Raw genomic sequence first — 26,492 nt, forward strand, 5'->3', positions numbered from 1 at the left:
AGGAGGGTGTTTTTTATATCCAGTAAAAATCCACGAAGACTCCTGCGGGAACGCACGCAATGTAAGACGCAACAAACCGCGCGCAAGCGAGGGTTGCGGCTTACAACGTGCCTGCGGAAAGCGAAGTGGATTTTTCCGCTTTAGAAAGTCAGATATTTTGAAGCAACAGCTTTTTATATTTTGTATGATGAACCATGTTGTACGAACTTTTCTTGGAATATCCATAACTTAGGAATATAATGTAGCTATAACTTCTGATTTGTCAAATAACTCGAAAAATATAAAATCTTGCTATGAGAGTAGGTGATAAGATTGGCTACACAAAATTCCGATCGCTTTCTCACGGCCTTTAATCGAATCGACCATCGGCTAAGGGATATTATCGGTGCGAAAGATTTTATGCCTTTTTACCGTCTCGTGGACCAGGCGAAAAAAAAGGACGTTTTAGTACGTAAATATGAGGATGATTTACGCTCCTATGCAGACTTACGCAATGCGATTGTCCATCATCGTACATCTATGGAGTATGTAATTGCAGAACCACACGTAGATGTAGTAGAGCGCATTGAATATATGGACGCTACTCTTGCAAAGCCCACACTAGTGGGACAAATGTTTAGAAAAAGGGTGCTTGTATTCCAAGAAAATGATTCATTAAAGCATGTATTAAAGGTTATTCGTCAACGCAAGTTTACACAGTTTCCTGTTTATAATAAAGACCAATTTAAAGGTCTTGTGACGACTGTTGGTATTACGAATTGGCTTGCATCTGTAATGGGAGGCAACCATGTGCCGAAACACGTTCCTACATTGCATGATATATTATTGCACGAAAAAAATAGAGTGAATTACAAATTTGTGAGTAGATACATAACGATTTATGAGGCGGAAGAAATATTTAAACAGGGTGTGGAAAGTGGAAAGCGTTTTGAGGCGTTATTGATTACGGAACATGGGAAAACACAGCAAAAGCTGATTGGCATAATTACACCGTTAGATATTATGAAAATAGAATAGGCAAGACGATACAAGCTGTTAAGGGCTTGATCGTCTTGCTTTATCTTTTAGGCTAATGTATAAGGAGCCATTCGCTTGAACTTGTGCAAAGTAGACATCTTCATAGGATTGGACATTTTGTTTTTTTAGCTTTTTCATTACCCAATCTTCAGTCAATTCAAGTTCCACAATATTTTCTTTAATAAGCTGTCCATCGGATATTACTTCTGTTGGTAAATAAGTAGGAGGAGTGACATCGGCTTTTATATCTTGTTTCGTTGAGGGCTGTTCTGTTGGCTTCAGCAATACGCTTAAATTGCCGGTTGTTTCTAATAAAGCGTATTGTACATCCTGAACGGAAAATACAGATTGTTCACGTAACATCATCGTTAACTCATCCATGTGCAAACGATTTTTCTTTAGTCCTGATTCTAAAATAAGACCATTCTGAATGACAATGGTTGGTTTATCGTCAATCAGCACGCGCGCTTTTTTAGATTTAATGGTAACAATGGTCATGAGATACGTTAAAATGCTCCACCAAATTAATGCTATGAGTCCTTCTAAAAAAGGTGTCTCAGAATGTGCAGCAATTTCTGCAGCGATGGAACCAAACGCGATACCTGTTGTATAGTGGAAAAATGTAAGCTGACCTAACTGTTTTTTGCCAAGTAATCGTGTAACAATAAGTAGTGCAAAAAAGGCAAGGGATGCTCTAATAATCATTTCCCAAAAATTAGCGTGAAAAAATTCATCTACAGTCATACAAATCAACTCCTTAGAACTGCTATCGAGAAATAGCTTGTGCAAAAAAAGGAATTGTATGCGACAATCATTTATAAATTAGGATTTTGAAAAATTAAGGAAGTGTGGTGATAGCATGAACAAACAAATAGAGAATTCTAACAACCCTGTTTTTCCGATTATGATTGCTATTGCCGTTGCCCATCTTATCAACGATACGATGCAATCAGTTATACCTGCGATGTTTCCAATATTGAAGAGTGAGCTCGGTTTGACCTTTACGCAAATCGGGCTTATTTCATTTGTATTAAACATGTTTGCCTCAGCTCTGCAACCTGTTGTAGGCTATGTCAGCGATAAAAAGCCAATGCCATATGCCTTACCTATAGGAATGATTAGCTCATTTATAGGGATTGCCATTTTAGCTTTCACAACGCAATACTGGGTAATTATTATAGCTGTATTATTTTTAGGACTTGGTTCAGCGATATTTCACCCGGAAGGTTCACGCGTTTCATTTATGGCAGCTGGTTCTAAAAGAGGGCTTTCACAATCAATTTACCAAGTTGGCGGGAACTCTGGACAAGCGCTTGCGCCATTAATCAGTGCTTACATTTTGGATATTTTCGGACAGCGTGGAGCAGCTTTTGTGCTAATTGCGACAACGATAGGAATTATATTGTTGAGTAAGATTGCCGGATGGTATAAAAAGCAATTGGAGCTAGAACGTCTATCAAAGAAAAAACGAACTTTAGTATCATCTTTGCCACCACTGACAAAGAAACAAGTGGGAATCGCTTTAACATTATTATTTACTATTATTTTTGCACGATCATTTTATACAACGAATATAACAAGTTTTTATGTTTTTTATTTAATGGATCATTATAATGTTAGTCTGCGACTTGGACAAATTTTGATTTTTACTTTTATGGCTTTTGGTGTTGTTGGCACGTTTTTTGGGGGATCATTATCAGATCGTATCGGTAGAAAAAATGTAATTTTACTTTCAGTTGTTGTGCCAATGCCATTCTGTTTAGCATTACCATATGTACCGTTATGGACAGCAGCAATATTTTTAGTTATTATCGGAACATTAATTATGATTAGCTTCTCTGTAACAGTTGTTTATGCACAAGAACTTGTACCAACTAAAATTGGTACAATGGCAGGGTTAACGACTGGCTTTGCATTTGGTATGGGGGCAATTGGAGCAATTGTAATTGGTGTATTAATGGATCATAAAGGTATTGATTTCACAATGTTGATTGTTTCATTACTGCCATTATTATTACTAGTAGCATTTTTCTTACCGAAAGATAAACCTGCATCTGCTTTGTAAGAAAAAAACACGCCTCTACACTGGAGGCGTGTCGGCTAGGTTTATAATTAAAAAGAGAAGAATGCCGTTTAACGGCTTCCTGCCTTCACATCAATCTAGTCACCGCCGCAATAGAATCAATATTGCTCAAAAAGTAGTAGTAATTAGCATTTTAAATGCGTGATTACAAACTATTGCCGTAATGGAGATGTAAATTCTGCCGGTAACTTTTCTATATCATTTACCAAGCCCTCAGTAATATGGATTTCATGCATTTTATCGTTGTAAGTAAATTTAAATATCCCATTATCAAAATCAGTGCCAATTTCTTTGAAGAAAATACCTTCAATTGAAACATACCGTGGACAAGTAAAGGCTATTTTAAAATTGTCCTGGTCTTTAATCAAATAGGCACGTACACCTTTTTCGTATGTATCATAGGTGTCATCTTCAGTTGGACGTTGGACAGCTACAATGTGGAAATCTACAAAAGGAACCTCTTTTAATAGGACATTCAGGAATGATCCCTTTGTTATTTCTTCCCAACGGCTTTGTGCACTTTGACCGACGATGATTTGAGAAATGCCGTAATTTTTTGCTACTTCAGCAATGACCTTTTGGATAGGACGTTTTTCGTTATCTAGTAAAATGAATTTTTCAACATCAAGTTCTTCGGCTAGGTCTTTCCACTGTTCGATGTAACTAGATTTCTCAGCATCAAAGGCATCGAGGGGTTGTGAATCGACCGAAAGAATATAGAGTGGGCAATCGAGCATCATGGCCATTTTATGACCTCGACGAATTAAGCGTTCCCCATTTAGCCCATAGTAGACACAAACTAAAATACTTTCGTCTAATCTCCCTTTAACATGCTTCATTAAAAAAATACACCTCTTTATCCTATTGTTATTTTGTTATTTGTACTGCAAATTATGAAAAAATTATCCTAAAACAGCTAAAATGAAGGCTGTTACAGTGCATTATGCTTATTTATATTGTATACTTTAAAGTGAATAAAAGTTAATGACGATATACGGGAAACCCTTAAGGAATTCGGCTTATTGCCATGTTCTAAGATTGTTTTGTTTATGCATAATGTGCATTTAAATGGATAGCTTCCATATGCCACATTATTATGCAGTGAGTTAAATAGATAGTCAAGTGTTGATGCAATTAAACATTTATCCAGTGCCTAAGGTTCGATACATGTTCGCTATCCACATCGATTAGTACAGGTAAACATCCAAATTTAGAAGATTTCTGATATATTCATTCAACTTTTTGTCTACTATGTACCTTCTTTCAAGAAGGGGTATAGCAGGCTTGTATTTTACAGTAGTTATTCAAACGCTGCTGAATAACGTTAAAGCACCGGCGGATGTCAAAGATTTTGTAAGGAATAATTTAGGAGCTAGTTTATAGTATGCATTTATGTACTATCAGCTAACTGACCTGTATCATGCAGGCCTAAAAATACAAAATATCAGGCGCAAATTTGCTGGACGAATTTGATTGTAGGAGGTTTTCATTTGGTTACAGTTCTCATTGCGATACTTTTACCATTTGTATGTGCCGCTCTAATCCCTTTGCTTTATAGGCGACTAAGGCGTGTTATACATTTAGGCTGGTTTGTTTTATCCGTTCCAATCATATTGTTTATTTTACTCGCACGGTACATTCCTCAAATTGCCGAGGGTAAAACATTTATTCATACATATGAGTGGATTCCCTCTTTTGATATAAACTTCACGACATATCTCGACGGGCTCAGCATCATTTTTGGTTTGCTGATTACAGGTGTAGGTAGTTTAGTTATTTTATATTCAATTTTTTATTTATCAACGAAAGAATCTCTTCATCATTTTTACTGCTACTTATTACTATTCATGGGCGCTATGCTCGGCGTCGTCTTTTCAGATAATTTAATGATGCTGTATACATTTTGGGAATTAACAAGTGTGTCTTCATTTTTGTTAATTGCATTCTGGCATCATCGTAAAGCTTCACGTGCTGGTGCACGAAAAGCAATGACTATTACTGTTTTCGGTGGTCTTTCCATGCTTGCGGGTTTCCTAATGCTATATGTAGCTTCGGGAACATTTAGTATTCGCGACATAGTAGCTAACGTAGAGGTAATACGAGAACATTCACTATTTGTTCCAGCGCTATTGTTAATTTTAGTAGGTGCTTTTACTAAATCCGCACAATTTCCTTTTCATATTTGGTTGCCTGATGCGATGGAGGCCCCAACTCCTGTTAGTGCCTACCTCCACTCGGCTACTATGGTGAAAGCTGGGATTTATTTAGTTGCGCGTTTTTCTCCAGTATTTGGTGGTGAGGCTATTTGGTTCTGGTTAGTTAGTGGAATTGGCCTTTTAACATTGTTCTGGGGCTCCTTCAATGCAGTACGTCAAACAGACTTAAAGGCGTTATTAGCGTTTTCAACAGTTAGTCAGCTTGGGTTAATTATGAGTTTATTTGGCCTTGGCTCCGTAGGGCATTATTTTGGATATGCTGAAAGTTCAATCATATATACACAAGCGAGTTTTGCCGCATTGTTCCACCTTATTAATCACTCCACATTTAAAGGTGCGTTATTCATGATGGTCGGTATTGTTGACCATGAAGTTGGAACACGTGATTTACGTCGTCTCGGTGGTTTAATGGCGTTAATGCCGGTGACATTTACGATAGCTGTAATAGGCGGATTATCAATGGCGGGATTACCTCCATTTAATGGTTTCCTAAGTAAGGAGATGTTCTTTACTGCAGTGTTACAAATTCGTGAGGTCAATATCTTTTCTATGGATAGTTGGGGTGTTTTATTCCCTATTGTGGCATGGGTCGCAAGTATTTTTACGTTTGTTTACAGCATGATTTTAATTGCACATACATTTTTCGGTAAATTGCAACCTGCTAAGTTGGATAAAAAACCCCATGAAGCCCCGATTGGCATGCTCATTTCGCCAATAGTACTTTGTTTATTAGTAGTGGCAATTTTCTTCTTTCCAAATGTCCTTGGCCATTATATTTTAGAGCCTGCAATGGCTAGTATTTACCCAACATTTCCATCTGCTAGTGAATTAACACCACATATTTATGCATGGCACGGTGTTAATCCTGAATTGTTAATGACCATTGGCGTAATAATTATCGGCATTATTTTATTTAAAACATTAAAAAGCTGGAAGCCACTATATCGTGTTTTTTCACAAAACTATACGTTTAATACCTACTATAATCGCCTTATAGAGTTTAGTGAAAAAGGCTCTATGAAGTTCACTAATCGTTATATGTCAGGCAATTTAACACATTATTTTGTCTATATCTATGTGTTTTTTGTCGCGCTCATTGCAGGATATTTTATATGGTCTGATGCCATGGCATTTGATTTTGCAAAGGATTCACCAGTAGAGTCCTATGAGCTCATTTTAGTGTTTGTTATGATGTTTGCTGCAATATGGATGATTTTCGCAAAGGGACGAATCACGGCTATGCTATTGAACGGCGTTCTCGGCTATTCAATCGCATTCTTCTTCGTAATTTTCCGAGCACCTGATTTGGCTCTTACGCAACTAGTTGTTGAATCCGTGACAACAGCATTGTTCCTGTTGTGTTTTAAATATTTACCGGATTTAATGCCTGAAACCTCACGCAAAAGAGTGAAGTTGTCAAATGCTGTTATTGCCATTTTTGTAGGTGCAACGGTGACATTAGTTGGTTTAGCTGTCGTGCACTATGACCGCTTTGAGACGGTCGCGCTGTACTTTAATGATGCGTATGACTTAGCAGGCGGATCAAATATTGTTAACACTATTTTAGGGGATTTTCGTGCGTTTGATACGATGTTAGAGGTTGTCGTTCTTTTAATTGCTGGCTTAGGCGTGTACACGCTGACAAAGCTCAAGCCACGAAAGAAGGAGGCAGACCATGAAAATTAATGACGTTATTTTACGTACTATTACAAAGGCTGTCGTATTTACTATTTTAACGCTTGGTATTTACTTATTCTTTGCAGGACACCATGCTCCTGGTGGAGGCTTTATAGGTGGTCTCGTGCTTGCTTCCGCCATAGTACTGCTTTATTTAGCTTACGATATTGAAACAGTGCACAAAGGGATGCCGTTTGATTTTAAAAAGGTAGCAGCACTGGGCGTATTATTAGCGACAGGTACGGCCATCGGTTCACTGTTTTTTGATGTACCATTTTTATCACAAACATATACGTATATCGATGTGCCGATTTTTGGAAAAATGGGGTTCTCGACAGTTACTATTTTTGAAGCTGGCGTGGCGTTAACAGTTGTCGGTGTTGTTGTGACAATTATATTAAGTATAAGTGAGGATGAATAGCCAATGGAGTCTTTAATACTAATATTAATTGGTGTGTTAGTTGCTGTAGCGACGTACCTAATCCTCTCAAAGCAATTATTACGTGTGATTCTAGGAACAGCAGTACTTTCACATGCTGCGCATTTACTTATTTTAACGATGGGGGGCCTGAAAAAAGGGGATGTGCCACTCATTGGTGAATCGCCAGGTCCATACGCAGATGCGCTTCCACAAGCATTGATTTTAACGGCTATCGTGATTAGCTTTGCAGTGACGGCATTTGTGCTAGTTCTCGGCTATCGTGCCTATAAAACAAATGGCACCGGGGAATTTGATGAATTGAGAGGTACGTCTGATGAGTAATATGATCGTTTTACCATTAATCGTGCCGGTTATTACGGCTATTTTGTTAGTGTTTTTAAGAGAAAATGTGTTGTTACAACGCATTCTGAGCCTGTGTACATTTGGCTTCGTTGTAATCATAAGTGTCGTACTTTTGTTAGAGGTTCATCAACAAGGTGTGATGCGTATTGATTTTAGTGGCTGGTTACCGCCATTCGGGATATTATTTGTTGCCGATTCCTTTGCAGTACTACTTGTTTTAGTAGCGAATATTGTCGCAGCAATTTGTTTATTATACGCTATCTTCACAATTGGCGAGCACTACGAAAAAATGTATTTTTATCCTTTTGTGCTCTTAATGGTTGCGGGGGTAAATGGGTCGTTTCTAACAGGAGATATTTTTAATTTATTTGTATGCTTTGAAGTGATGCTACTTGCCTCTTATGCACTTATTAGCTTAGGTGGTGGGAAGATACAGCTGCGAGAAGCGCTGAAATATGTACTTATTAATATTGTTGCTTCATGGGTTTTTTTAGTGGCATTAGCATTTTTATATGGAACGATCGGGACTTTAAATATGGCCCATATTTCCTTACGTGTTATGGAAGCTGGAGCTGACCCACTCATTACAACAGTAGGACTTGTGTTCCTGATTGTTTTTAGCTTAAAAGCTGGTTTACTTCTATTCTTCTGGTTACCAGGTTCATATAGTGTGCCACCAACTTCCATTGCTGCATTATTTGCCGCTCTATTAACTAAAGTTGGTATATATGCACTTGTTCGTACATTTACATTATTATTTACAACGAATACAGAGGTAACACATACAATCCTCGGTGTAATGGCAGGATTAACTATAATTGCTGGTTGCATGGGCGCACTTGCTGGCAGAGATGTAAGGACAATTGCTTCTTACAATGTCCTAATTGGTGTAGGTTTTATTGTTGCTGGACTTGCTATCGGTACGGAGTCTGCCCTGCAAGGTGTAACGTACTATTTAATGCATGATATGGTAGTAAAAGCTATGCTGTTTTTAGCGGTAGGGATGATGATTTACGTAACTGGTGAAACCATTATAGATAAAATGAGTGGACTGATTCGAAATTATCCCTTTTTCGGATGGCTATTCTTTATAATGATGTGTTCGCTCGCTGGAATTCCACCATTAAGTGGATTTTTAGGCAAAGTGTTAATTGGACAAGGGGCTATTGAAGGAGGGAATTTTGTGCTACTAGGATTAGGTTTCCTTTCTAGCTTAATAGTTCTCTACTCTCTACTACGCATTTTCCTTTCTTCCTTTTTTGGTGAAACCATTATTAGTATTGAGGATGAAAAACCACTACCGAAGCGGGTAGTGTTACCATTGACTTTACTAACTGTTTGCACACTCGTTTTAGGCATTGGTGCTGAGTGGATGGCACCGTATGTTAAGGATGCGGCAGAAACGCTTCACACACCCTCTATTTATATTGACGCAGTGTTGAACGGCGAACAATGGCAAGGTGAGGTGAATAAGTAATGGCTATGCAGTTTATATTAAATTTATTTATTGCCACTTTATGGTTATTGCTACAGGATGAAATCACGCCCCAGTTTTCCACATTTTTAATGGGCTTTATCGTTGGTATTGGAATTTTGTATGCAATGCATCGTTTTTACGGTACTCAATTTTATTTGCGCCGTGTTTTTTCTATTATTAAACTACTATGGCTTTTTAACTGGGAGCTATTACTCTCGAGCTACAATGTGTTAAAACAAATAACAACACCTAAGTTGAATATTACACCAGGCATTTTTACGTATAAAACGGAACTGAATGGAGACTGGGAAATTACAGCTCTTGCACTATTGTTAACGCTGACACCTGGTTCAGTTGTGATGGAGGTTTCTGAGGATGGAGATATGTTCTATATCCATGCGATGGATATAGAGCAATCAAAAGACGCCGTAGTTCGCTCCATAGGGAAATTTGAAAAAGCGATTATGGAGGTGACACGCTAATGGTAGAAAAAGTTTTACTAGTAGCACTTGCGTTTTTTAGTGTGTCGATAGCGTTGTCGCTATATCGTGTCATAAAAGGCCCATCTATGCCTGATCGTGCGATAGCGCTTGATACGATAGGTATCAATCTACTCTCTGCAATAGCTATCGTATCAATCGTTTTAAAAACTAAGGCATATTTAGAAGCAATTTTAATTTTGGGTATATTGGCGTTTATCGGTACAATCGCCTTTACAAAATATATTGAAAGAGGTGTGATTGTTGAACGTAAATCAAATGATTGAGTGGGCGGCAGTCATCCTAATACTTGTCGGTTCTATCGTTAGTGTTATTAGTGCGTTTGGTATGATTCGCTTGCCTGATGTCTATACACGGTCACATGCAGCGACGAAAAGCTCAACATTGTCTGTATTAAGCTGCTTGTTAGGTGCATTTGTCTACTTTTGGATACACGACGGCTATGTGAGCGTTCGATTAATTTTAGGGATTCTCTTTGTATTTGTAACAGCACCAGTAGCAGGGCATTTAATATGTCGAGCTGCATATCGATCTCGTGTGCCTTTAGCAGAGGGATCAGGAGAAGATGAATTAAAAGCAAAGCTATTTATGGACAAAGACGAATAAATAGCGAAGCTTTTCGTAAGGACACTGAGACATTACTTTAGGAATGGGTAATTTTTTCAATTGTTATAAAGAATATCTTAGCTATTCTTTCTTTTGCAATAGATAAATGAAGAAGATGACATTGGTTGATGGTAGTAAGCCGCTGACTCCAACTGAAGCATCCACCGCAGACTAAAAAATGGAAAAGAGTTAGATTGACTGTAATCAATCTAACTCTTTTTTATTTTGTCCAGCGTCTTTTTCAATATTCATTCATTTTGACAGATGTCCTATGTTTTACAGGCATAAATGATGACAAGAATGAAAATAGTAATGTAATACGTTTGAGAGCAATTAAAAAATAACGATAAAATATAAAAACATTGATTTATTAGAAAATTCTGTGTAAAATATTTTGTTAAAAAATTTCGTGTATAGCTTGAAAATTATTTTGAAAGAGTATATCTTAATTAGCAGATAGATTTTTTATTCTTCTCTATGAATAAATATCCAATCGCTATTTTCGAGACGCAAATGTCTCATATACAATAAAAAATGAAAAAAAAGGAGAAATTAGAATATGAAGAACAAAATTTTCATGCTTATGCTCGTTCTAGTAATCGGTGTACTTGCAGCATGTGGTACTAAAGAAGATAATGCAACAAATTCAAATACGGGTTCAGATACAGCAGAGAAACAAGTACTAAAAGTAGGTACATCAGCAGACTACGCACCATTTGAATATGTTGACGCTGCTAAAGGTGAAGAAATTATTGGTTTTGATATTGATTTAATTAAATTAGTCGGTGAAAAACTTGGTGTAGAAATGCAAGTTCAAGATATGGACTTTAACAGCTTAGTTCCTGCTTTACAGGCAGGTAAAGTAGATGTTGTTATTTCGGGGATGACACCAAATGAAGAGCGAGAAAAGGTCGTAGATTTCTCTGACAAATACAATCAAACAGAACAAGTTATCGTAGTTAAAAAAGATAGCGGTATTAAAAAAGAAGCGGATTTAGCTGGTAAAAAAGTCGGTGTACAAACTGCTTCAATTCAAGAAAATTTAGGTAAAGCTATTGCTGAAAAAGTAGATGTATCGATTGAAGGGCGTACACGTATTCCTGAAATTGTCCAAGATATGATGTCAAAACGCTTGGACGGAGCAATTATGGAAGGTGGCGTAGCTAAAGGTTATCTAAAAACAAACGATAAATTAGCGGCGTTCCCAGTAGAAGTACAACCAGAAGACCATAAAGCAATCGCTGTTCAAAAAGGTAGCGATTTAAAAGATAAAATTAACAAAGCATTAAAAGAACTAGCTGATGAAGGCAAAATTCAACAGCTTGAAGAAAAATGGTTAGAAAAAGCTGAATAATTCATTTGAAATGCGATAGCTCTATTTAGGGCTATCGCTTGTCCATTTCACTAAAAGGAAAAGAGAAAGGAGGGGACGCTGTGAATCTAGATTTTACAGCAATCATTCCCTCTATTCCTTATATATTAAAAGGAATAGGTGTTACACTTCAAATTGCAATCGGTGCATCCATCATCGGTTTTATCGTGGGTATATTATTAGCATTATGTAAAATAGGGAAAGTAAAAATTCTACGATGGCTTGCGGATTTCTACACGTCCATTTTCCGCGGTACGCCACTTGTACTACAATTATTAATTATTTACTACGCAGTTCCACAATTATTAGATATTCAAATTGAGCCAATTCCAACAGCAATCATTGCTTTCGGGTTAAACTCAGGTGCTTATATTTCAGAAATTATCCGTGCCGGAATCAACGCCGTGGATAAAGGTCAAATGGAAGCAGCTCAAGCATTAGGTATACCGTATTCAAAAATGATGAAAGATATTATTATTCCACAAGCAGTAAAAAATATTTTACCTTCTTTAGTAAATGAATTTATTACTTTAAATAAAGAAACAGCTGTTGTAACGGTTATTAGTGCACTTGATATTATGCGCCGTGCCTATATTGTGGGGGGTTCAACGTATCGTTACCTTGAACCTTTACTATTTGCTGGGGTAATCTACTATATTATGACGCTTGTCTTGACGTTCCTTGGTAAACGAATCGAGAAAGGAATGAGAAAAAGTGATTAAAATTGAAGATTTACACAAATCATTTGGACAAAATGAAGTACTAAAAGGTATTTCAACTGAAATAAAAGAAAAAGAAGTAATTGCTATTATTGGACCATCAGGCTCTGGTAAGTCTACATTCTTACGTTGCTTAAATTTATTAGAAGAGCCGACGAGTGGGAAGATTACAATCGCTGGAGATAACCTTACTGATAAAGGAACAAATATTATGAAGATACGTGAAGAAGTCGGCATGGTATTTCAGCATTTTCACCTTTTTCCACATAAAACAGTTTTAGAAAACTTAACTTATGCACCCATCAATGTAAAGGGGATGGACAAGGCAACAGCAATTAAAAATGCTGAAGATTTGCTAACGAAAGTGGGCCTTTTTGAGAAGCGTAATGAGTATCCAAGTCGCCTTTCAGGTGGACAAAAGCAACGTGTAGCAATTGCTAGAGCACTTGCGATGGACCCAAAAGTGATACTGTTTGATGAGCCTACTTCTGCACTTGACCCAGAAATGGTTAAAGAGGTGTTAGCAGTTATGAAAAACTTAGCAGATTCAGGGATGACGATGTTAATCGTAACGCATGAAATGGGCTTCGCGCGTGAAGTGGCAGATCGTATTCTATTCCTTGACGGTGGAAAGCTTATAGAAGATACACCGCCAGAAGAGTTTTTCTCTTCACCCTCTACACAACGTGCAAAAGACTTTTTAGAAAAAGTTTTATAAATTATGAAATGCATTTAGTCTCGTTTATATTAGAGGCTAAATGCGTTTTTTGTTTTAAATGAAAGAAGAATCATCAAATTGTTCTATAAATGCATCAAGCTTGAATAACTCCTCTATATGATAGGTTCCTAATGGATGCTCTTTTTCTAAAAGCTCAGAAGCGACGGCTGCAGTAATATTCGCTGTAACTAATGATTCATCATTAGCAACAAAGGATAATGATATGTATCGTAATGAATTAACATGGAAGATACTCACTCGTTTTAATTAAATAAAATATCCCTATAATCTGTTTATGTTCATCTATGGGAGCATGAGCAGATTTTTTTGCATTATTACAAGATAGTAGGCAGAAAGGTTAAGAAAACTTAACTTAAATTTCGTAGAGGAAAATAGGGAATTTATAATATAATGAAAAACAGTAAGAGAGTCCTAAGAAAATACAATATTCGACACCGTTTTTTAGGTAGTAAGAGATAGCAATTAAATATAAATATGTATTTATTGTTCGGAAAATTCTGATATTAGGAGGAGTAGCGATGGCATGGACTTTTTATTTAAATGTCACAAATGATACAGATCGAGATTTAGAGCTAGTAGAATCGCAATTACATTGGGGCTATTGGAATACAGATGGTGAAGAGGATAAAAAACCTCAAACTATTAAAGCGGGGCAAACAATTCAAGCTGTTGGCGCCAAATCAGCATTTGGACCAAATGGTTATGAATTTTCTTGCTCTTGGAAAGATAAAAATAGTGAAATGCAAGCACCGTACGGGGTAATAAGTCTTTATGTGAATGTTCCTTATAATGATCCTAATGAAGCTAGATGTCGAGCAAATGGATATTTTGAAGTAGCTGAGTGGAAAGACATTACACATGATGGCCATAGCTTTGTTCGAAATATCCGAATTTCTAACAAGCTAGATAAATTGAAACAAAATGAAATAAGAAACAATCTAGAAACAGATTGGTCCAAAATTAACGCATTAGTTGAAATCGAAGATGTGAGAGATATTGATTTAAATCAATATATTCCTAGTGGTGTTCATTTTGAAAAGATGTCGTTATACAAAACACCTATCTTTACTATTTCAAAAAGATTATTTGATGGGGTCAATGATTTAACGTTTGATAGTCTTTATTTAAAGCAACGTGAAGTGCAACAGTATTATTCCGTAGAAGTGACTAGTTTAAGAGCAGATGCGTCTAAAATCGAAACTGTTACGAAAAAAGGGAAAATTACAGTAAAAGATGAGTTTGGATTATCTACTACAAGTAAAGTGGTGGAAGAGAAAGTTAGTACCATTGAAACAGCCTTTAAATTTACTGAAAAGATCTCTGTTTCTGATGAAAAAGTGGTAAAGGCAAGTGTGGCACAGGAACTACAGGCGGAATTAAAAGCGAAGTTTAATATATTAAATGCTGTTACAACAGAGCAACAGCAAACTGAGAAAAAATCGAAAGAAAGAGTTTTTGAAGCCCCGAGTGATAAAGATATGGACGTTGTACCTTGGATTTTTAGTAAAATGATTCTTCTTTATCGAACGGATAACAATAATGTAACAACGTTAATTGGTGCTTCTGAATGGGATTATGCCGTATTACATCGTACGCATCTATACGATGTAATGGATAATACGAGAAATAAAGTAACGACAGGAGGAGCGCACTAAAATGGCGACTTGGACATTTTCACTAATGATTACAAATGCAACAGACCGTGAGCTTGAAGTTTTTCAATCGCAGCTAGCGTGGGGTATCTGGAATACCGATGATATGGAAGACAAGAAGCCGGTAAATATTCCTCCAAACACAACATTACAGGCATTGGGAATAAAAGCATCCACAGGTCCCAATGGATATGAATGCTCTTGCTCATGGCGAGATATAGTCCCACAAGGCGAAAAATCATATGGCACAATCTCGATAGCGCTAGACGTTCCACAAAAGAGCAAAAATCGAGCTGAATGCTTAGCTGATCATCAATTGCACGTCGATAGTTGGGAAGACTTGCCTGACAAAGGACATAACTTTGTACGATCTATCATTGTGACCAATAAGAATGCCTAAAAGAAAGTGGAACATATTTGATGAAAATAAAGCTTAAATCTATCACAAAGGAAGATGAAGCATTTCTCTACGAAATCTATACTTCTACAAGAAATCAAGAAGTAGATTCATGGGGATGGTCAGCTGAACAAAAAGAAGATTTTTTAGCAATGCAATGGAGCGCGCAACAAGCTTCATATAAACGGCAATTTCCAAAGGCAAATCATTGGATTATTGTCGCAGATGCTAAATGTGTTGGTAGGATTCTCACGGAAGAACTACCTGAATACCATCATCTTATAGATATAGCTATATTGCCAAACTACCAGGGAAGATGTATTGGGACATATATTATTGTTCAACTGCAGAAAAAGGCAAAAGTACAAAGAAAAGCAGTTGTATTACACGTTCATAAAACTAACATAGCAAGATATCTCTATGAAAGATTAGGGTTTCAAGTTATTCAAGAAGACGAGATTTATATGAAAATGTTATGGAAATAAAAAGAGAAGGAGTGTGTTGGTATGTCAGATGCGTACCTAGGTGAAATTCGTATGTTTAGTGGTAAGTATGCTCCAAGGGATTGGGAGCTATGTAATGGACAATTATTATCAGTTAATGAGTACCAGGCTCTTTTTTCGTTAATAGGAAATAAATATGGTGGGGATGGGGTAACAAATTTTGCGTTACCTGATTTACGTGGAAGAATCCCGATACATAAGAGTCCCGAATATCCTATTGCAAGTAAAGGCGGAGTGGAGACAGTGACATTAACAGAAGCCAATTTACCAGCTCATACGCATATTGTTACTGCAAATAATGAAAAAACAGAAACAACAGAAAGTTCACCGGCTAATAATGTTTGGGGAGTAGCTGATTTAAAGAATTATCAAACAAGTACAACTAGTGATATTGTGCAGATGGATAGCAATTTAGTGTCGTCTGTAGGTGGCAATCAGCAACATGAAAATGTCATGCCTTCATTGGTTATTAATTTTATTATTGCAACGCAGGGTCTGTACCCATATTTTTCTTAAAAGGGAGGAAGTACATTGGCAGAACCGTTTGTAGGAGAAGTACGACTTTTTAGTTTCGACAGAATACCTCAAAATTGGTTACCGTGTGATGGACGCCTATTGTCGGTAAATCAATACATAGCACTTTATTCTTTGATAGGAAATAAATACGGAGGAGATGGTAAAACAACATTTGCCTTACCCAATTTGCAAGGTAAAGTACCGTTACATAAAAGTGACGAAATTGCCTATGCATCAACAGGTGGTGAAGCAACACACGCATTAACGATAAATGAAATGCCTAATCATACTCATGAAGTTTATGCTAATGAGGATGAAACAAATAAAGCAACACCAAAGAGTAACGTATGGGGAAAAGTGAATGGTAATAATATGTTTGCTAGTAATCTAAATACTGCAATGAGTGCAACAGCGATGACAGTCACTGGACAAAATCAGGCACATAATAATATGCAGCCTTATCTAGTCGTATCGTTTTGTATTGCAACAATGGGGATTTTCCCACCACGAAGTTAGGGAGGAACGAAAATGGCAGAAGCCTATACAGGAGAGATTAGAATATTCGCTGGCAATTATGCACCAAGTGATTGGGCTTTTTGTGATGGAAGTACATTACTTGTTAATCAGCACCAAGTGTTATTTTCAATTATTGGTAATAGATTTGGTGGCGATGGCAAAACAGACTTTAAGTTGCCAGATTTAAGAGGTAAAGCGCCCATGCATTACGGAACGGGCACAGGACTTACAACAAGGGAATTTGCCACAGAAGTAGGTGAAGTAAGTGTGTCATTAAGTAGTGAGCAAATGCCTGCTCATAAGCATGAAATGCAAGGGAGCACAAAAACAACGGGTGGAGTTAGTAGTCCCGAAGGTGCTGTTTGGGGCGCTATAGGAGGATTTAATCCAAAGAAGATATATAAAGAATTTACACCAACTACAAAAGTAAGTATTCATCAGCAAGCGATTGAACCAACTGGAGGAAATATGCCGCACAATAACATGCAGCCATATGTAGCATTAAACTTTATTATTTGTTTGTATGGTGAATACCCAGTGAAAGAAGGGTGAGATAGATGAGAAACTATAAACGGATAAATGTTGTACTTATGTTGTTTGCAATGTTACTCATCATTGTACAACCATTTTTAGAAATACAAGTTGCGAGGGCAGCAATTCCAGCTATTGAACCTATTAATATTGTAACGGGAACTGTTTCTAAAGATATACCAAATAAAGTTGACATAATGATAGGCGATGTGATGGCGGCTGGTGGTTGGGATTCAGGTGATAAAATATACACTACTTATTTAAAATTTAGCTTACCATCTGGTTCTGACTATTCTAATGCTAAGTTAAGTCTTACGCCAATGAATTATACGGGTGGGGGAGATATATCCTCTTTGACAATTAATATTGGTAGCTCGGACGATTGGACAGTTACTGAAGGAGATGGATATCCCCTATCTGTTTTTCCGAGTAAATATGAAGGTGTCGAGAAGGGTTTTTCTAAACCATCTTATATATTTAATAAATTCGAAATACCTATTCTGTTACCCATCGGTGACTTACTTACTGAACAGAATATAAATGATATTGGTAGTGAAAATATTATTACATTAATTCTTTCTTCGCCAAATATGATAGATGACTATGCAGTTTTTGGAGATATTTCATTAGTTGATTTTAATACCTCCCCCCCTGTAGAAGTGAAGCATAAAGTCAGCTTTGATGTAGATGGGGGGAGTCTAGTACCAGATCAATCCATCGCACACGGAGAAAAAGCAACTGTGCCAACAGCACCAACAAAAGCAGGATACACATTTGAAGGCTGGTATACAGATGATGAGGGAACGGAACAATTTGATTTCACCAACAATGTCATTACAGCCAATACGACACTTTACGCGAAGTGGCAACCAGTTGGTTACACAGTGAATTTTGAAGTAAACGGTGGAAGTGTAGTACCAAGTCAATCTGTAGCACATGGCAAAAAGGCAACTGTGCCAACAGCACCGACAAGAGCAGGATACACATTTGAAGGCTGGTATACGGATGATGAGGGAACAGAACAATTTGATTTCACCAACAATGTCATTACAGCCAATACGACACTTTACGCGAAGTGGGAACCACTGAAGTATACTGTTAGTTTTGAAGTAAACGGTGGAAGTCTAGTACCAAGTCAATCCGTAGCACATGGCAAAAAGGCAACTGTGCCAACAGCACCGACAAGAGCAGGATACACATTTGAAGGCTGGTATACAGATGATGAGGGAACAGAACAATATGATTTCACCAACAATGTCATTACAGCCAATACGACACTTTACGCGAAGTGGGAACCAGTTGGTTACACAGTGAATTTTGAAGTAAACGGTGGAAGTGTAGTACCAAGTCAATCCGTAGCACATGGCAAAAAGGCAACTGTGCCAACAGCACCGACAAGAGCAGGATACACATTTGAAGGCTGGTATACAGATGATGAGGGAACAGAACAATATGATTTCACCAACAATGTCATTACAGCCAATACGACACTTTACGCGAAGTGGGAACCAGTTGGTTACACAGTGAATTTTGAAGTAAACGGTGGAAGTGTAGTACCAAGTCAATCCGTAGCACATGGCAAAAAGGCAACTGTGCCAACAGCACCAACAAAAGCAGGATACACATTTGAAGGCTGGTATACAGATGATGAGGGAACGGAACAATATGATTTCACCAACAATGTCATTACAGCCAATACGACACTTTATGCGAAGTGGGAACCACTGAAGTATACTGTTAGTTTTGAAGTAAACGGTGGAAGTGCAGTACCAAGTCAATCCGCAACATACGGAAAAAAAGCAAGTAAACCAACGCCAGCGCCAACGAAAGCGGGCTATACATTTGGAGGTTGGTACACAGATGTAACGCTTACAGAAACTTATGATTTCAACAATGAAATCACAGCCAATACGACACTTTATGCGAAATGGAAACCGGTTACTTACATGGTTAATTTTGAAGTGAATGGTGGGAGTCTAGTACCAAGTCAATCGGTAGCACATGGACAAAAGGCAAGTGAACCAACGCCAGCGCCAACGAAAGCAGGCTATACATTTGGAGGTTGGTATACAAGCAGTACACTGGAAAAGCTATTTGACTTTAATAGTAGTTCCATAACAAGAATTGTTACAATTTATTCCAAATGGATTAGAGTTGTATCACCACCTACTAATAATGATAGTAACGAAAGCTCTACACCATCAACAAATACTGAACACATTGTTGTGAATGTTGAAGGAGAAAATGGTGTGAATTTAACGAAAACACCAATTATTCGTACGACGATGCCAGATGGAGTAATTAAAGATCATGTTTCGATGTCGGAGGATATCGCTAAGGAAACAATTGAAAAAGCAAAACAACTGGGTAATGATACTGCACGTATTATTATTCCTGATGCAAACGATAAAGTAAGTGAAGTTGTCGTTGATATTCCTAAATCTTCAGTAGCTCAAATAAATGCTGGAAACATAAATTTGGAAATTGCAACTATGAATGCTATAATTTCTATTCCAAATGTATCTATGTTGAACTTTAGTAATGATTTATACTTCCGTTTGGTGCCTATCAAGTCATTGGAACAGCAACATCAAGTGGAGGAAAGAATACTAAAAGAGGATATAATTAAGGATACATTACAAAGTGAAAAAGTGAATTTAATAGGTCGTCCAATGACGATTGAAACGAATATGCAGAATCGTCCTGTGACTTTAACATTGCCATTACCGAAGAATATAACACAAGAACAACTTGATAATTTAGCAATTTTTATTGAGCATAGCGATGGTACAAAAGAGTTATTACGCGGCAAAGTTGTAGATTATCAAAAAGATATGCTAGGTGTACAATTTGAGGTTACGAAATTCTCTACTTTCTCGATTCTCTATTTACCAGTAGATGAGGAACCAACGACTGACGATATTACACATACACCGTATATTCAAGGCTATGCAGATGGCACATTCCGTCCGAATGCATCTGTAACTCGCGCACAGATGGCAAGTATGTTCGCTCGTCAATTAACAGGTAATGCAATTCCGCAAGCGCAGGCAACGTATACAGATACAATGCAACATGACGCAAAAGATGCCATAGAATTTGTGAAGGATGCAGGTTTATTTAATGGTGTTACGGAGACAAGCTTTAATCCAAATGGCTTCATTACGCGTGCCCAAATGGCGGCAGTAGCCGCTCGTTGGATAGAGAAGCAGTGTTCGGACAATCCAAATGCAGAATTTTGTAAAGCAACCTCACAAGATATAGATTTCAAAGATGTGAGTAGTAGCCATTGGGCTAATAAAGCAATTGCTACTGTGAGTGCATTGAGAATTATGACTGGGACGACGGCAGACACATTTAATCCAGATGGTAATTTAACTCGTGCACAAGCAGTGAAGGTACTAAATCACTTGTTTGAGCGTCAAGCGCCAACAGAGCATCAAAGTCCAATTTTTAAAGACGTCCAAAGTAATCATTGGGCATTTTATGAGATTCAAGAAGCTGCAGTAAAACATACTCATAATAGATAATGAATTAGTTAAAAAGGCTGAATGAAAGAATTTTTGCCAATGAAAATCCCGAACTTTTTTGAAAACACTCTAATTTAGTGTTTTGTAATAGTTCGGGTTTTTTGTTTTGCCGTTTAGTAAATTTCAACTATATAACAGATAAAATAAATTATGTAATTTCCACTTTTATATCAAATAAAGGTTAAGAAAAATTAACTTTTGTTATTGTGATATGTCGTAGTTAGGATTTTAGTACTGATATATAATGAGGGGTGAGTTATAAGTCATTACATAATTTTTAAAAAGGAGGGGTCACTTTGTATCGAAAAAGAGAATGTCTTATGATAGCCATTTTACTAACTTTAATCTGTAGTTTTTGTGTTCAAGAAAAATCAGCCTATGCAGCTTCTGGTAATCATCCACCTGTTGTTGTAGCTTCTGAAATAATTCCAAAGCAATCAATGACACTTGGACAAGGAAAAATTGTTATTGATTTAAGTAAGTTATTTTATGATGCAGATAACGATCAGTTAATACTTAAAGCTATTACTGAAACTGTAGGTATTGTAACAGCAGATTTAAATTCAAATTTATTAACGATTGAGGTACTTTCACCTGGGAAGACACGAATAAAGATTAGTGCTGATGATCGAAAGTTAGGGAGAGCAAGCAGTAGTTTTGAAGTAGAAGTCTTACCTACGTTGAATAACATACCAATAGTTACTCAAGTAATAAATGATCAAACTGGGCATGTTGGAGATGCGCCAATTCTAGTTGATGCAAGTAATGTTTTTGCTGATGTAGATAATGATATTTTAACGTTAGAAGTTAGTTCCAGTGATGAATCTGTTGCTACAGCTCAATTAAATTCTCAAATGATTACTATCGTACCTGTAGGCATAGGTCAAAGTATAATTTCAGTAAAAGCGGATGATGGTAACGGGGGTAGTGAAACTACAACATTTGCTGTTACCGTAACTAGTCCACCGAACCAATCTCCCGTGGTTGCGCAATCAATTAGTAATAAATCAGGAATAGTGAATGATGTCATCACTATAGACGGTAGTGGTGTTTTTTCAGATGCAGACAATGACGTTCTTACGATAAATGTTAATTCTAGTGATGAATCTATTGCTACAGCTCAAATTAATGGACAAACAATTACTGTTTTGCCGATAGCAGCAGGCGTAAGTACTATTACAGTCCATGCAGATGATGGAAAAGGTGGGCAAGTATCTACAAGTTTTATAGTTACTGTATCTAACCCAACGTTTAACCATGCCCCAATGGTTGCTAAAACAATTAGTAATCAAAGAGCAACAATAGGAGGAAAGCCTTGGGAGATTATAGTAAGTGATGTGTTTACAGACGATGATAACGATACTTTAACGTTAACTGTAAGTTCTAGTAATAGCGGAGTAGCAACTGCTAGTCTGAATGGTTCGTCTCTTAAAATTACACAAAATGCATTGGGTACAAGCGTAATTACTATTTCAGCAGATGATGGAAAAGGTGGACTAGTATCAACAAGCTTTCTTTTCAGTGTAGAAGCCCCAGGACTTTTTATATCGGATTTTGTGCAAAATGGAGAATATAATGATGTGCTAGAAATATATAATGCAACAATGGTTCCTCTATCAAATTATAAAATAGAAATTCAGCAATATAATTTAATTTTAAAGCAGCATAGTATCAAAACAATAAATATACCTTTAGTTTATCCAAACACAAACTTTGTGTTAATCCATACTTATTTTTATGACTTTTTTGATATTACTACTTCACAATACTTCAATGATGATTTTATTTTTAGAGATGCCTCTAAAATAACGGTTTCAATTACATTAAAAGACAGTAATGGCATTGTAGTAGATACGATTGGGCTTAGGGATTCAATCATCCCGATATTGGAAAGTAGCGGTGGTTATATAAGAGATAAAAGGCTACAATCTGGTTCATCAATTTTCAACAAATCAGAATGGATATTATTACCTAAAAACGATTATTCTACAATTGGTCACTATTAAAAAGAGAGGGCGATTTTTATTCAATATTCTATAAGAAAAGTAATAAATTTATTTATGCTAACTATCTTAGTAATTATTATGATGCCTGTGACTTTTGTAGCAGCGAAAAGTGATTTTTATTCATTTAATACCGCAACTAATAAAGAAGAAATGAAATTGGCAATGACTACGGATTGGAGTGTAGTACATTACTCAGCTCAAGGAAATGATTTATTTCAAAATTTTAAAGTAGCAGATCAAAATTATTTGGCAAATAAATTATTAATTGAGCGACCACAGACAGGGTATACTTCTACAAGTACTTTACGGCAAGTATATTTAAATGCTGTCAATGATCGATCCTATCTTATAAATGTTAACAATGCGACAGATGCACTTACACTATGGACAATTTTTATGGATGATTATCATTTAAATTATAGTAACTTCAATGGCCTGACTATAGAAGATCAAGATAAAGTCTGTCAGCAAATTATTATGGCACGTCCTAGTCAAGGTTTTGATTCTATAGAAACTTTACAATCTGTGTTTGACAGTGAAGTTAATGGTATTTTTATTAACAAAGTACAACTTGATAAAGATGCTCTTACTATTCAATATGCTCAAGATGATACTTCAGAAAATGTAACGAAAAATCTTGTTCTACCTATTATTGGAGATAATGGTGCATCAATAACTTGGTCATCTGACAAGCCAGAGGTAGTTAAAGGGAATGGCGAAGTTATACGCCCATCTGCAGGCAAAGGAAATGAAAAGGTTACATTGACTGCTAAAATTTTCATCGGTGACTATGTGGAAACTAAAGTCTTCTCTATTAATGTAAAAGCATTTTCACCGAGTCAAAATGCTTTTTTAAAGGAGTTAACGATTTCATCGGGCAACTTCAATACACCATTTGATAAGAAGATAATGTCTTATACGGCCAAAGTTCCACATATAGTAGATAGTGTAAATATTAGAGCTATAGCTGAAGACGATAAAGCAAATGTAACAATAAATAGTAAGACAAGTACTGAAGCAATAAAGCTAGTAACAGGTATGAATACAATAAAGATTTTAGTGACTGCTGAAGATGGTAGCCCTAGGGAATATACAATTTTGGTTACTAGGGAAAATGCTCCTATTAATAGCGGGGATACAACTGTCTCTGAATCTACAGAAAGTTTTACTGTGAATATAGAATCAAGTAGTGGAGAAGCTGTTTCTAAAACGACAATTAAACGAATAATTAGTGAAGATGGATCGATGAAAGATGAAGTGGTTTTAACAGAAAAAAGTGCATTGGAAACTATTTCTAAGTTGAAAGAAGTAGGTTCAGATCAAGCACGTATTGTTATTCCAGATTCACAGGACAAAGTAAAACAGGTTGATATATCAATACCTAATAATATTGTTAGCCTGTTGAAAAACAATCAATTAAATCTAACTATCCAGGCTTATAATGTAAACATCGATGTTTCAAAAGATTCATTGGCAACATTTAATGATAATTTATATTTCCGACTAATACCTTTAAATGAACAAAACGAGCAATTAAAAATCGAAGAGCGTGCGAAACATGAATTGATTGATAAAGATATAACTGATAGTTCAATTAGTAAGTTAATAGGGCGTCCAATGAAGATTGAGACCAATATGCAAAATCGCCCAGTAACATTAACCTTACCTTTGCCTAATAATTTATCCCAAGAACAGCTTAATAATCTAGCTATCTATATCGAGCATAGCGATGGAACAAAAGAGTTATTACGCGGGAAAGTTGTAGATTATCAAAAAGATATGCTAGGCTTGCAATTTGAAGTGCAGAAATTTTCTACTTTCTCCATGCTCTATTTGCCAGACAAGGGTGACGATGTTAAATATACACCTTATATTCAAGGCTATGCAGATGGTACATTCCGACCGAATGCATTTGTAACGCGCGCACAGATGGCAAGTATGTTTGCCCGACAACTAACTAGTAATGCGATTCCAAAGTCTAATGCGACATTTACAGATACGGCTCAACATGATGCAAAAGATGCAATCGAATTTGTGAAGGAAACAGGTTTATTTAAAGGTGTTACGGAGACGAGCTTTAATCCGAACGGTTCCATTACACGTGTACAAATGGCAGTAGTAGCAGCTCGTTGGATAGAAAGACAGTGCAAAGAAAATCCTAATGCAGATTTTTGCAAACCAACATCAGAAGGTATCATTTTCAAAGATGTTAGTGATAGTCATTGGGCTGTAAAAGCGATTAATACTGTCAATGCATTAGGCATTATGACTGGCGTAACGGTAGACACATTTAATCCTGAAGGTTATTTAACACGTGCCCAAGCGGTGAAGGTTCTAAATCGTCTGTTTGAACGGCCAGTAACAACAGAACATCAAGAGCCAATATTTAAAGATGTCCCAAGTAATCATTGGGCATTTTATGAGATTCAAGAAGCGGCAAAAAAATAAAGCGAACGGGTACCAAAAGAGAAAAAGTGTTAGATTGACCGCAATCAATCTAACACTTTTTACTATGTCGTTGATGTCCGCTATGGCGGTTGCTTTCCGCGGGCACACCGTAAGCCGCAACCGTCGCTGTCGCGCCGCCTGTTGCGTCTAACGTTTTTTGCTGTTCCCGCAGGAGTCACCGCCTTCGCTACCATCAACTAGTGTATTCTTCTAATCTTTAATTATGCATAGTAGTAATTTGCTAACAACTTTGTCCGTTTTTAAAGTTATATCTCATTCTCTGTTTGTGATTACGTTGATGTCCGCTACGGTGGATGCTTTCCGAAGGTTTACGGGCGATTTGCAGAATGTTAGCGGCGATAACTGCTGACGTACAGGCGATTCACGGGCTTTTGCCTGCGATTTCTCTAGGTATACCGTAAGCCGCAACCATAGCGCGTGGTGCCCTTGTCTTACGTTCTAAGCAGGGGGCACCGCATCTGCTACCAAAAAGAAAGAATTACTCAAATAGGAATTGATAACCAGAACCCCTTACAGTTACGATTTTAGCACGATGGCCAGAGATGGATTCCAGTTTTTTTCGCAAATTACTGATATGTACTTTTAACGCCTGTGTTTGTCCGATACTATCTTCCGCCCAAATGAGCTTATACAGGTCAGATGGATGGAAAATTTCCCCTGGACGCTGTGCTAAAAAGTACAGTATATGAAATTCCTTAGTGGATAAAATTAAAGCTATCCCATCGATGTAAACTTTTCCTGAGTGAACATGGAAGTGAATATTATCAATGACTTGAACATCCTCATTGCGTATATTTCCGTCTGTTAATTGCATATTTCCCTTCCGAAGAGAAATTCTTTCAATTGTTTTCATTAAGCGAGCTTTATCAATGGGCTTCAAAATATAATCAATAGCTTGAACAGAAAAGGCATCAATTGCATAATGCTCATACGCAGTTACAAAAATAATATCCAATACATGTGTTAAACCTTCTAATTTACTAGCAACATCAATCCCATTCATCTCTGCCATCTCAATATCTAAAAAAAGAATATCTGGTTTGAGTGCGGGGATGTTTGCTATTGCGTCTAAAGGGTTTAGAAATTTTCCGATAACGTTAATTGTTCCATTGTCCTTTAACATCGTCTCTAGTAAATTGATTGCTAAAATTTCATCGTCAACAATGATAGCTTTTAACATTC

24 protein-coding genes are annotated in these 26,492 nt (G+C 36.8%); 21 read left to right on the plus strand and 3 right to left on the minus strand.

What is annotated here, in order from left to right; translation table 11 throughout:
- The first annotated feature begins 303 nt into the window (after positions 1-303).
- Positions 304-1,017 (plus strand): CBS domain-containing protein, encoded by a 714-nt coding sequence (locus ACIQXJ_RS22480; protein WP_403080891.1) that lies wholly within the window; start codon positions 304-306, stop codon positions 1,015-1,017.
- A gap of 18 nt (positions 1,018-1,035) precedes the next feature.
- Here ACIQXJ_RS22480 and ACIQXJ_RS22485 read toward each other — a convergent pair whose 3' ends face one another.
- Entirely contained in the window at positions 1,036-1,761 is a 726-nt protein-coding gene (locus tag ACIQXJ_RS22485; protein WP_403057953.1) for a YetF domain-containing protein, read from the minus strand.
- Between the two features lie 115 nt (positions 1,762-1,876).
- Between ACIQXJ_RS22485 and ACIQXJ_RS22490 the strand changes: the two genes are divergently transcribed.
- Positions 1,877-3,082, plus strand: coding sequence for an MFS transporter (locus ACIQXJ_RS22490; protein WP_401013902.1), 1,206 nt, complete (start codon positions 1,877-1,879; stop codon positions 3,080-3,082).
- A 170-nt stretch (positions 3,083-3,252) separates the two neighbouring features.
- Here ACIQXJ_RS22490 and ACIQXJ_RS22495 read toward each other — a convergent pair whose 3' ends face one another.
- On the minus strand, positions 3,253-3,939 hold the full coding sequence (locus ACIQXJ_RS22495) for a histidine kinase (RefSeq protein WP_403057951.1): 687 nt from the start codon (positions 3,937-3,939) through the stop codon (positions 3,253-3,255).
- Positions 3,940-4,590: 651 nt separating this feature from the next.
- On the opposite strand from ACIQXJ_RS22495, the gene ACIQXJ_RS22500 reads away from it, so the two are divergent.
- From ACIQXJ_RS22500 to ACIQXJ_RS22590, 19 genes are all read left to right on the plus strand, one after another.
- Positions 4,591-7,002: a Na+/H+ antiporter subunit A gene (locus tag ACIQXJ_RS22500; RefSeq protein ID WP_403057948.1), complete on the plus strand. Its 2,412-nt coding sequence runs from the start codon at positions 4,591-4,593 to the stop codon at positions 7,000-7,002.
- Positions 6,992-7,414 carry a Na(+)/H(+) antiporter subunit B gene (locus tag ACIQXJ_RS22505; protein WP_403057945.1) on the plus strand — a complete coding sequence of 141 codons (423 nt, stop codon included), beginning with the start codon at positions 6,992-6,994 and terminating at the stop codon, positions 7,412-7,414. The genes ACIQXJ_RS22500 and ACIQXJ_RS22505 overlap by 11 nt, the downstream gene beginning before the upstream one ends.
- Positions 7,415-7,417: 3 nt before the next feature.
- Positions 7,418-7,756, plus strand: coding sequence for a Na(+)/H(+) antiporter subunit C (locus tag ACIQXJ_RS22510; protein WP_139860092.1), 339 nt, complete (start codon positions 7,418-7,420; stop codon positions 7,754-7,756).
- Positions 7,749-9,254, plus strand: coding sequence for a Na+/H+ antiporter subunit D (locus ACIQXJ_RS22515; RefSeq protein ID WP_403057942.1), 1,506 nt, complete (start codon positions 7,749-7,751; stop codon positions 9,252-9,254). Before ACIQXJ_RS22510 ends, ACIQXJ_RS22515 begins: the two co-directional genes overlap by 8 nt.
- Positions 9,254-9,736, plus strand: coding sequence for a Na+/H+ antiporter subunit E (locus ACIQXJ_RS22520; protein ID WP_139860088.1), 483 nt, complete (start codon positions 9,254-9,256; stop codon positions 9,734-9,736). Before ACIQXJ_RS22515 ends, ACIQXJ_RS22520 begins: the two co-directional genes overlap by 1 nt.
- Positions 9,736-10,020, plus strand: coding sequence for a Na(+)/H(+) antiporter subunit F1 (locus tag ACIQXJ_RS22525; protein WP_403057939.1), 285 nt, complete (start codon positions 9,736-9,738; stop codon positions 10,018-10,020). The genes ACIQXJ_RS22520 and ACIQXJ_RS22525 overlap by 1 nt, the downstream gene beginning before the upstream one ends.
- Entirely contained in the window at positions 9,998-10,360 is a 363-nt protein-coding gene (locus ACIQXJ_RS22530) for a Na+/H+ antiporter subunit G (protein ID WP_340821371.1), read from the plus strand. The genes ACIQXJ_RS22525 and ACIQXJ_RS22530 overlap by 23 nt, the downstream gene beginning before the upstream one ends.
- Positions 10,361-10,919: 559 nt before the next feature.
- The gene (locus ACIQXJ_RS22535; protein WP_403057936.1) at positions 10,920-11,714 is read left to right on the plus strand and encodes a transporter substrate-binding domain-containing protein; all 795 of its coding nucleotides are present in this window, start codon (positions 10,920-10,922) and stop codon (positions 11,712-11,714) included.
- Between the two features lie 80 nt (positions 11,715-11,794).
- Positions 11,795-12,454, plus strand: a complete 660-nt coding sequence (locus tag ACIQXJ_RS22540; protein WP_340821369.1) for an amino acid ABC transporter permease — start codon at positions 11,795-11,797, stop codon at positions 12,452-12,454.
- Entirely contained in the window at positions 12,447-13,169 is a 723-nt protein-coding gene (locus ACIQXJ_RS22545) for an amino acid ABC transporter ATP-binding protein (protein ID WP_403057933.1), read from the plus strand. The genes ACIQXJ_RS22540 and ACIQXJ_RS22545 overlap by 8 nt, the downstream gene beginning before the upstream one ends.
- A 539-nt stretch (positions 13,170-13,708) precedes the next feature.
- Positions 13,709-14,845, plus strand: a complete 1,137-nt coding sequence (locus tag ACIQXJ_RS22550) for a hypothetical protein (RefSeq protein WP_403057930.1) — start codon at positions 13,709-13,711, stop codon at positions 14,843-14,845.
- Position 14,846: 1 nt separating this feature from the next.
- Positions 14,847-15,242, plus strand: coding sequence for a hypothetical protein (locus ACIQXJ_RS22555; RefSeq protein WP_403057928.1), 396 nt, complete (start codon positions 14,847-14,849; stop codon positions 15,240-15,242).
- A 20-nt stretch (positions 15,243-15,262) separates the two neighbouring features.
- Positions 15,263-15,724 (plus strand): GNAT family N-acetyltransferase, encoded by a 462-nt coding sequence (locus ACIQXJ_RS22560; protein ID WP_403058041.1) that lies wholly within the window; start codon positions 15,263-15,265, stop codon positions 15,722-15,724.
- Between the two features lie 21 nt (positions 15,725-15,745).
- Positions 15,746-16,258 carry a phage tail protein gene (locus ACIQXJ_RS22565; protein ID WP_403057925.1) on the plus strand — a complete coding sequence of 171 codons (513 nt, stop codon included), beginning with the start codon at positions 15,746-15,748 and terminating at the stop codon, positions 16,256-16,258.
- A gap of 15 nt (positions 16,259-16,273) precedes the next feature.
- Complete coding sequence (locus ACIQXJ_RS22570) at positions 16,274-16,774, plus strand: phage tail protein (protein WP_403057922.1); 501 nt, start codon at positions 16,274-16,276, stop codon at positions 16,772-16,774.
- 12 nt (positions 16,775-16,786) lie between these two features.
- Positions 16,787-17,326 (plus strand): phage tail protein, encoded by a 540-nt coding sequence (locus tag ACIQXJ_RS22575; RefSeq protein ID WP_403057919.1) that lies wholly within the window; start codon positions 16,787-16,789, stop codon positions 17,324-17,326.
- Between the two features lie 5 nt (positions 17,327-17,331).
- The gene (locus tag ACIQXJ_RS22580; protein ID WP_403080893.1) at positions 17,332-20,835 is read left to right on the plus strand and encodes an InlB B-repeat-containing protein; all 3,504 of its coding nucleotides are present in this window, start codon (positions 17,332-17,334) and stop codon (positions 20,833-20,835) included.
- 296 nt (positions 20,836-21,131) lie between these two features.
- Positions 21,132-22,841, plus strand: coding sequence for an RTX toxin (locus tag ACIQXJ_RS22585; protein ID WP_403057910.1), 1,710 nt, complete (start codon positions 21,132-21,134; stop codon positions 22,839-22,841).
- A gap of 54 nt (positions 22,842-22,895) precedes the next feature.
- The gene (locus ACIQXJ_RS22590) at positions 22,896-25,289 is read left to right on the plus strand and encodes an S-layer homology domain-containing protein (protein ID WP_403057907.1); all 2,394 of its coding nucleotides are present in this window, start codon (positions 22,896-22,898) and stop codon (positions 25,287-25,289) included.
- 499 nt (positions 25,290-25,788) lie between these two features.
- Here the strand turns inward: ACIQXJ_RS22590 and ACIQXJ_RS22595 are convergent, their stop codons facing one another.
- The gene (locus ACIQXJ_RS22595) at positions 25,789-26,490 is read right to left on the minus strand and encodes a response regulator (protein WP_401013955.1); all 702 of its coding nucleotides are present in this window, start codon (positions 26,488-26,490) and stop codon (positions 25,789-25,791) included.
- Positions 26,491-26,492: the final 2 nt, after the last annotated feature.

The sequence above is a fragment of the Lysinibacillus sp. NPDC097868 genome, assembly GCF_044761135.1.
Classification (GTDB): domain Bacteria; phylum Bacillota; class Bacilli; order Bacillales_A; family Planococcaceae; genus Lysinibacillus.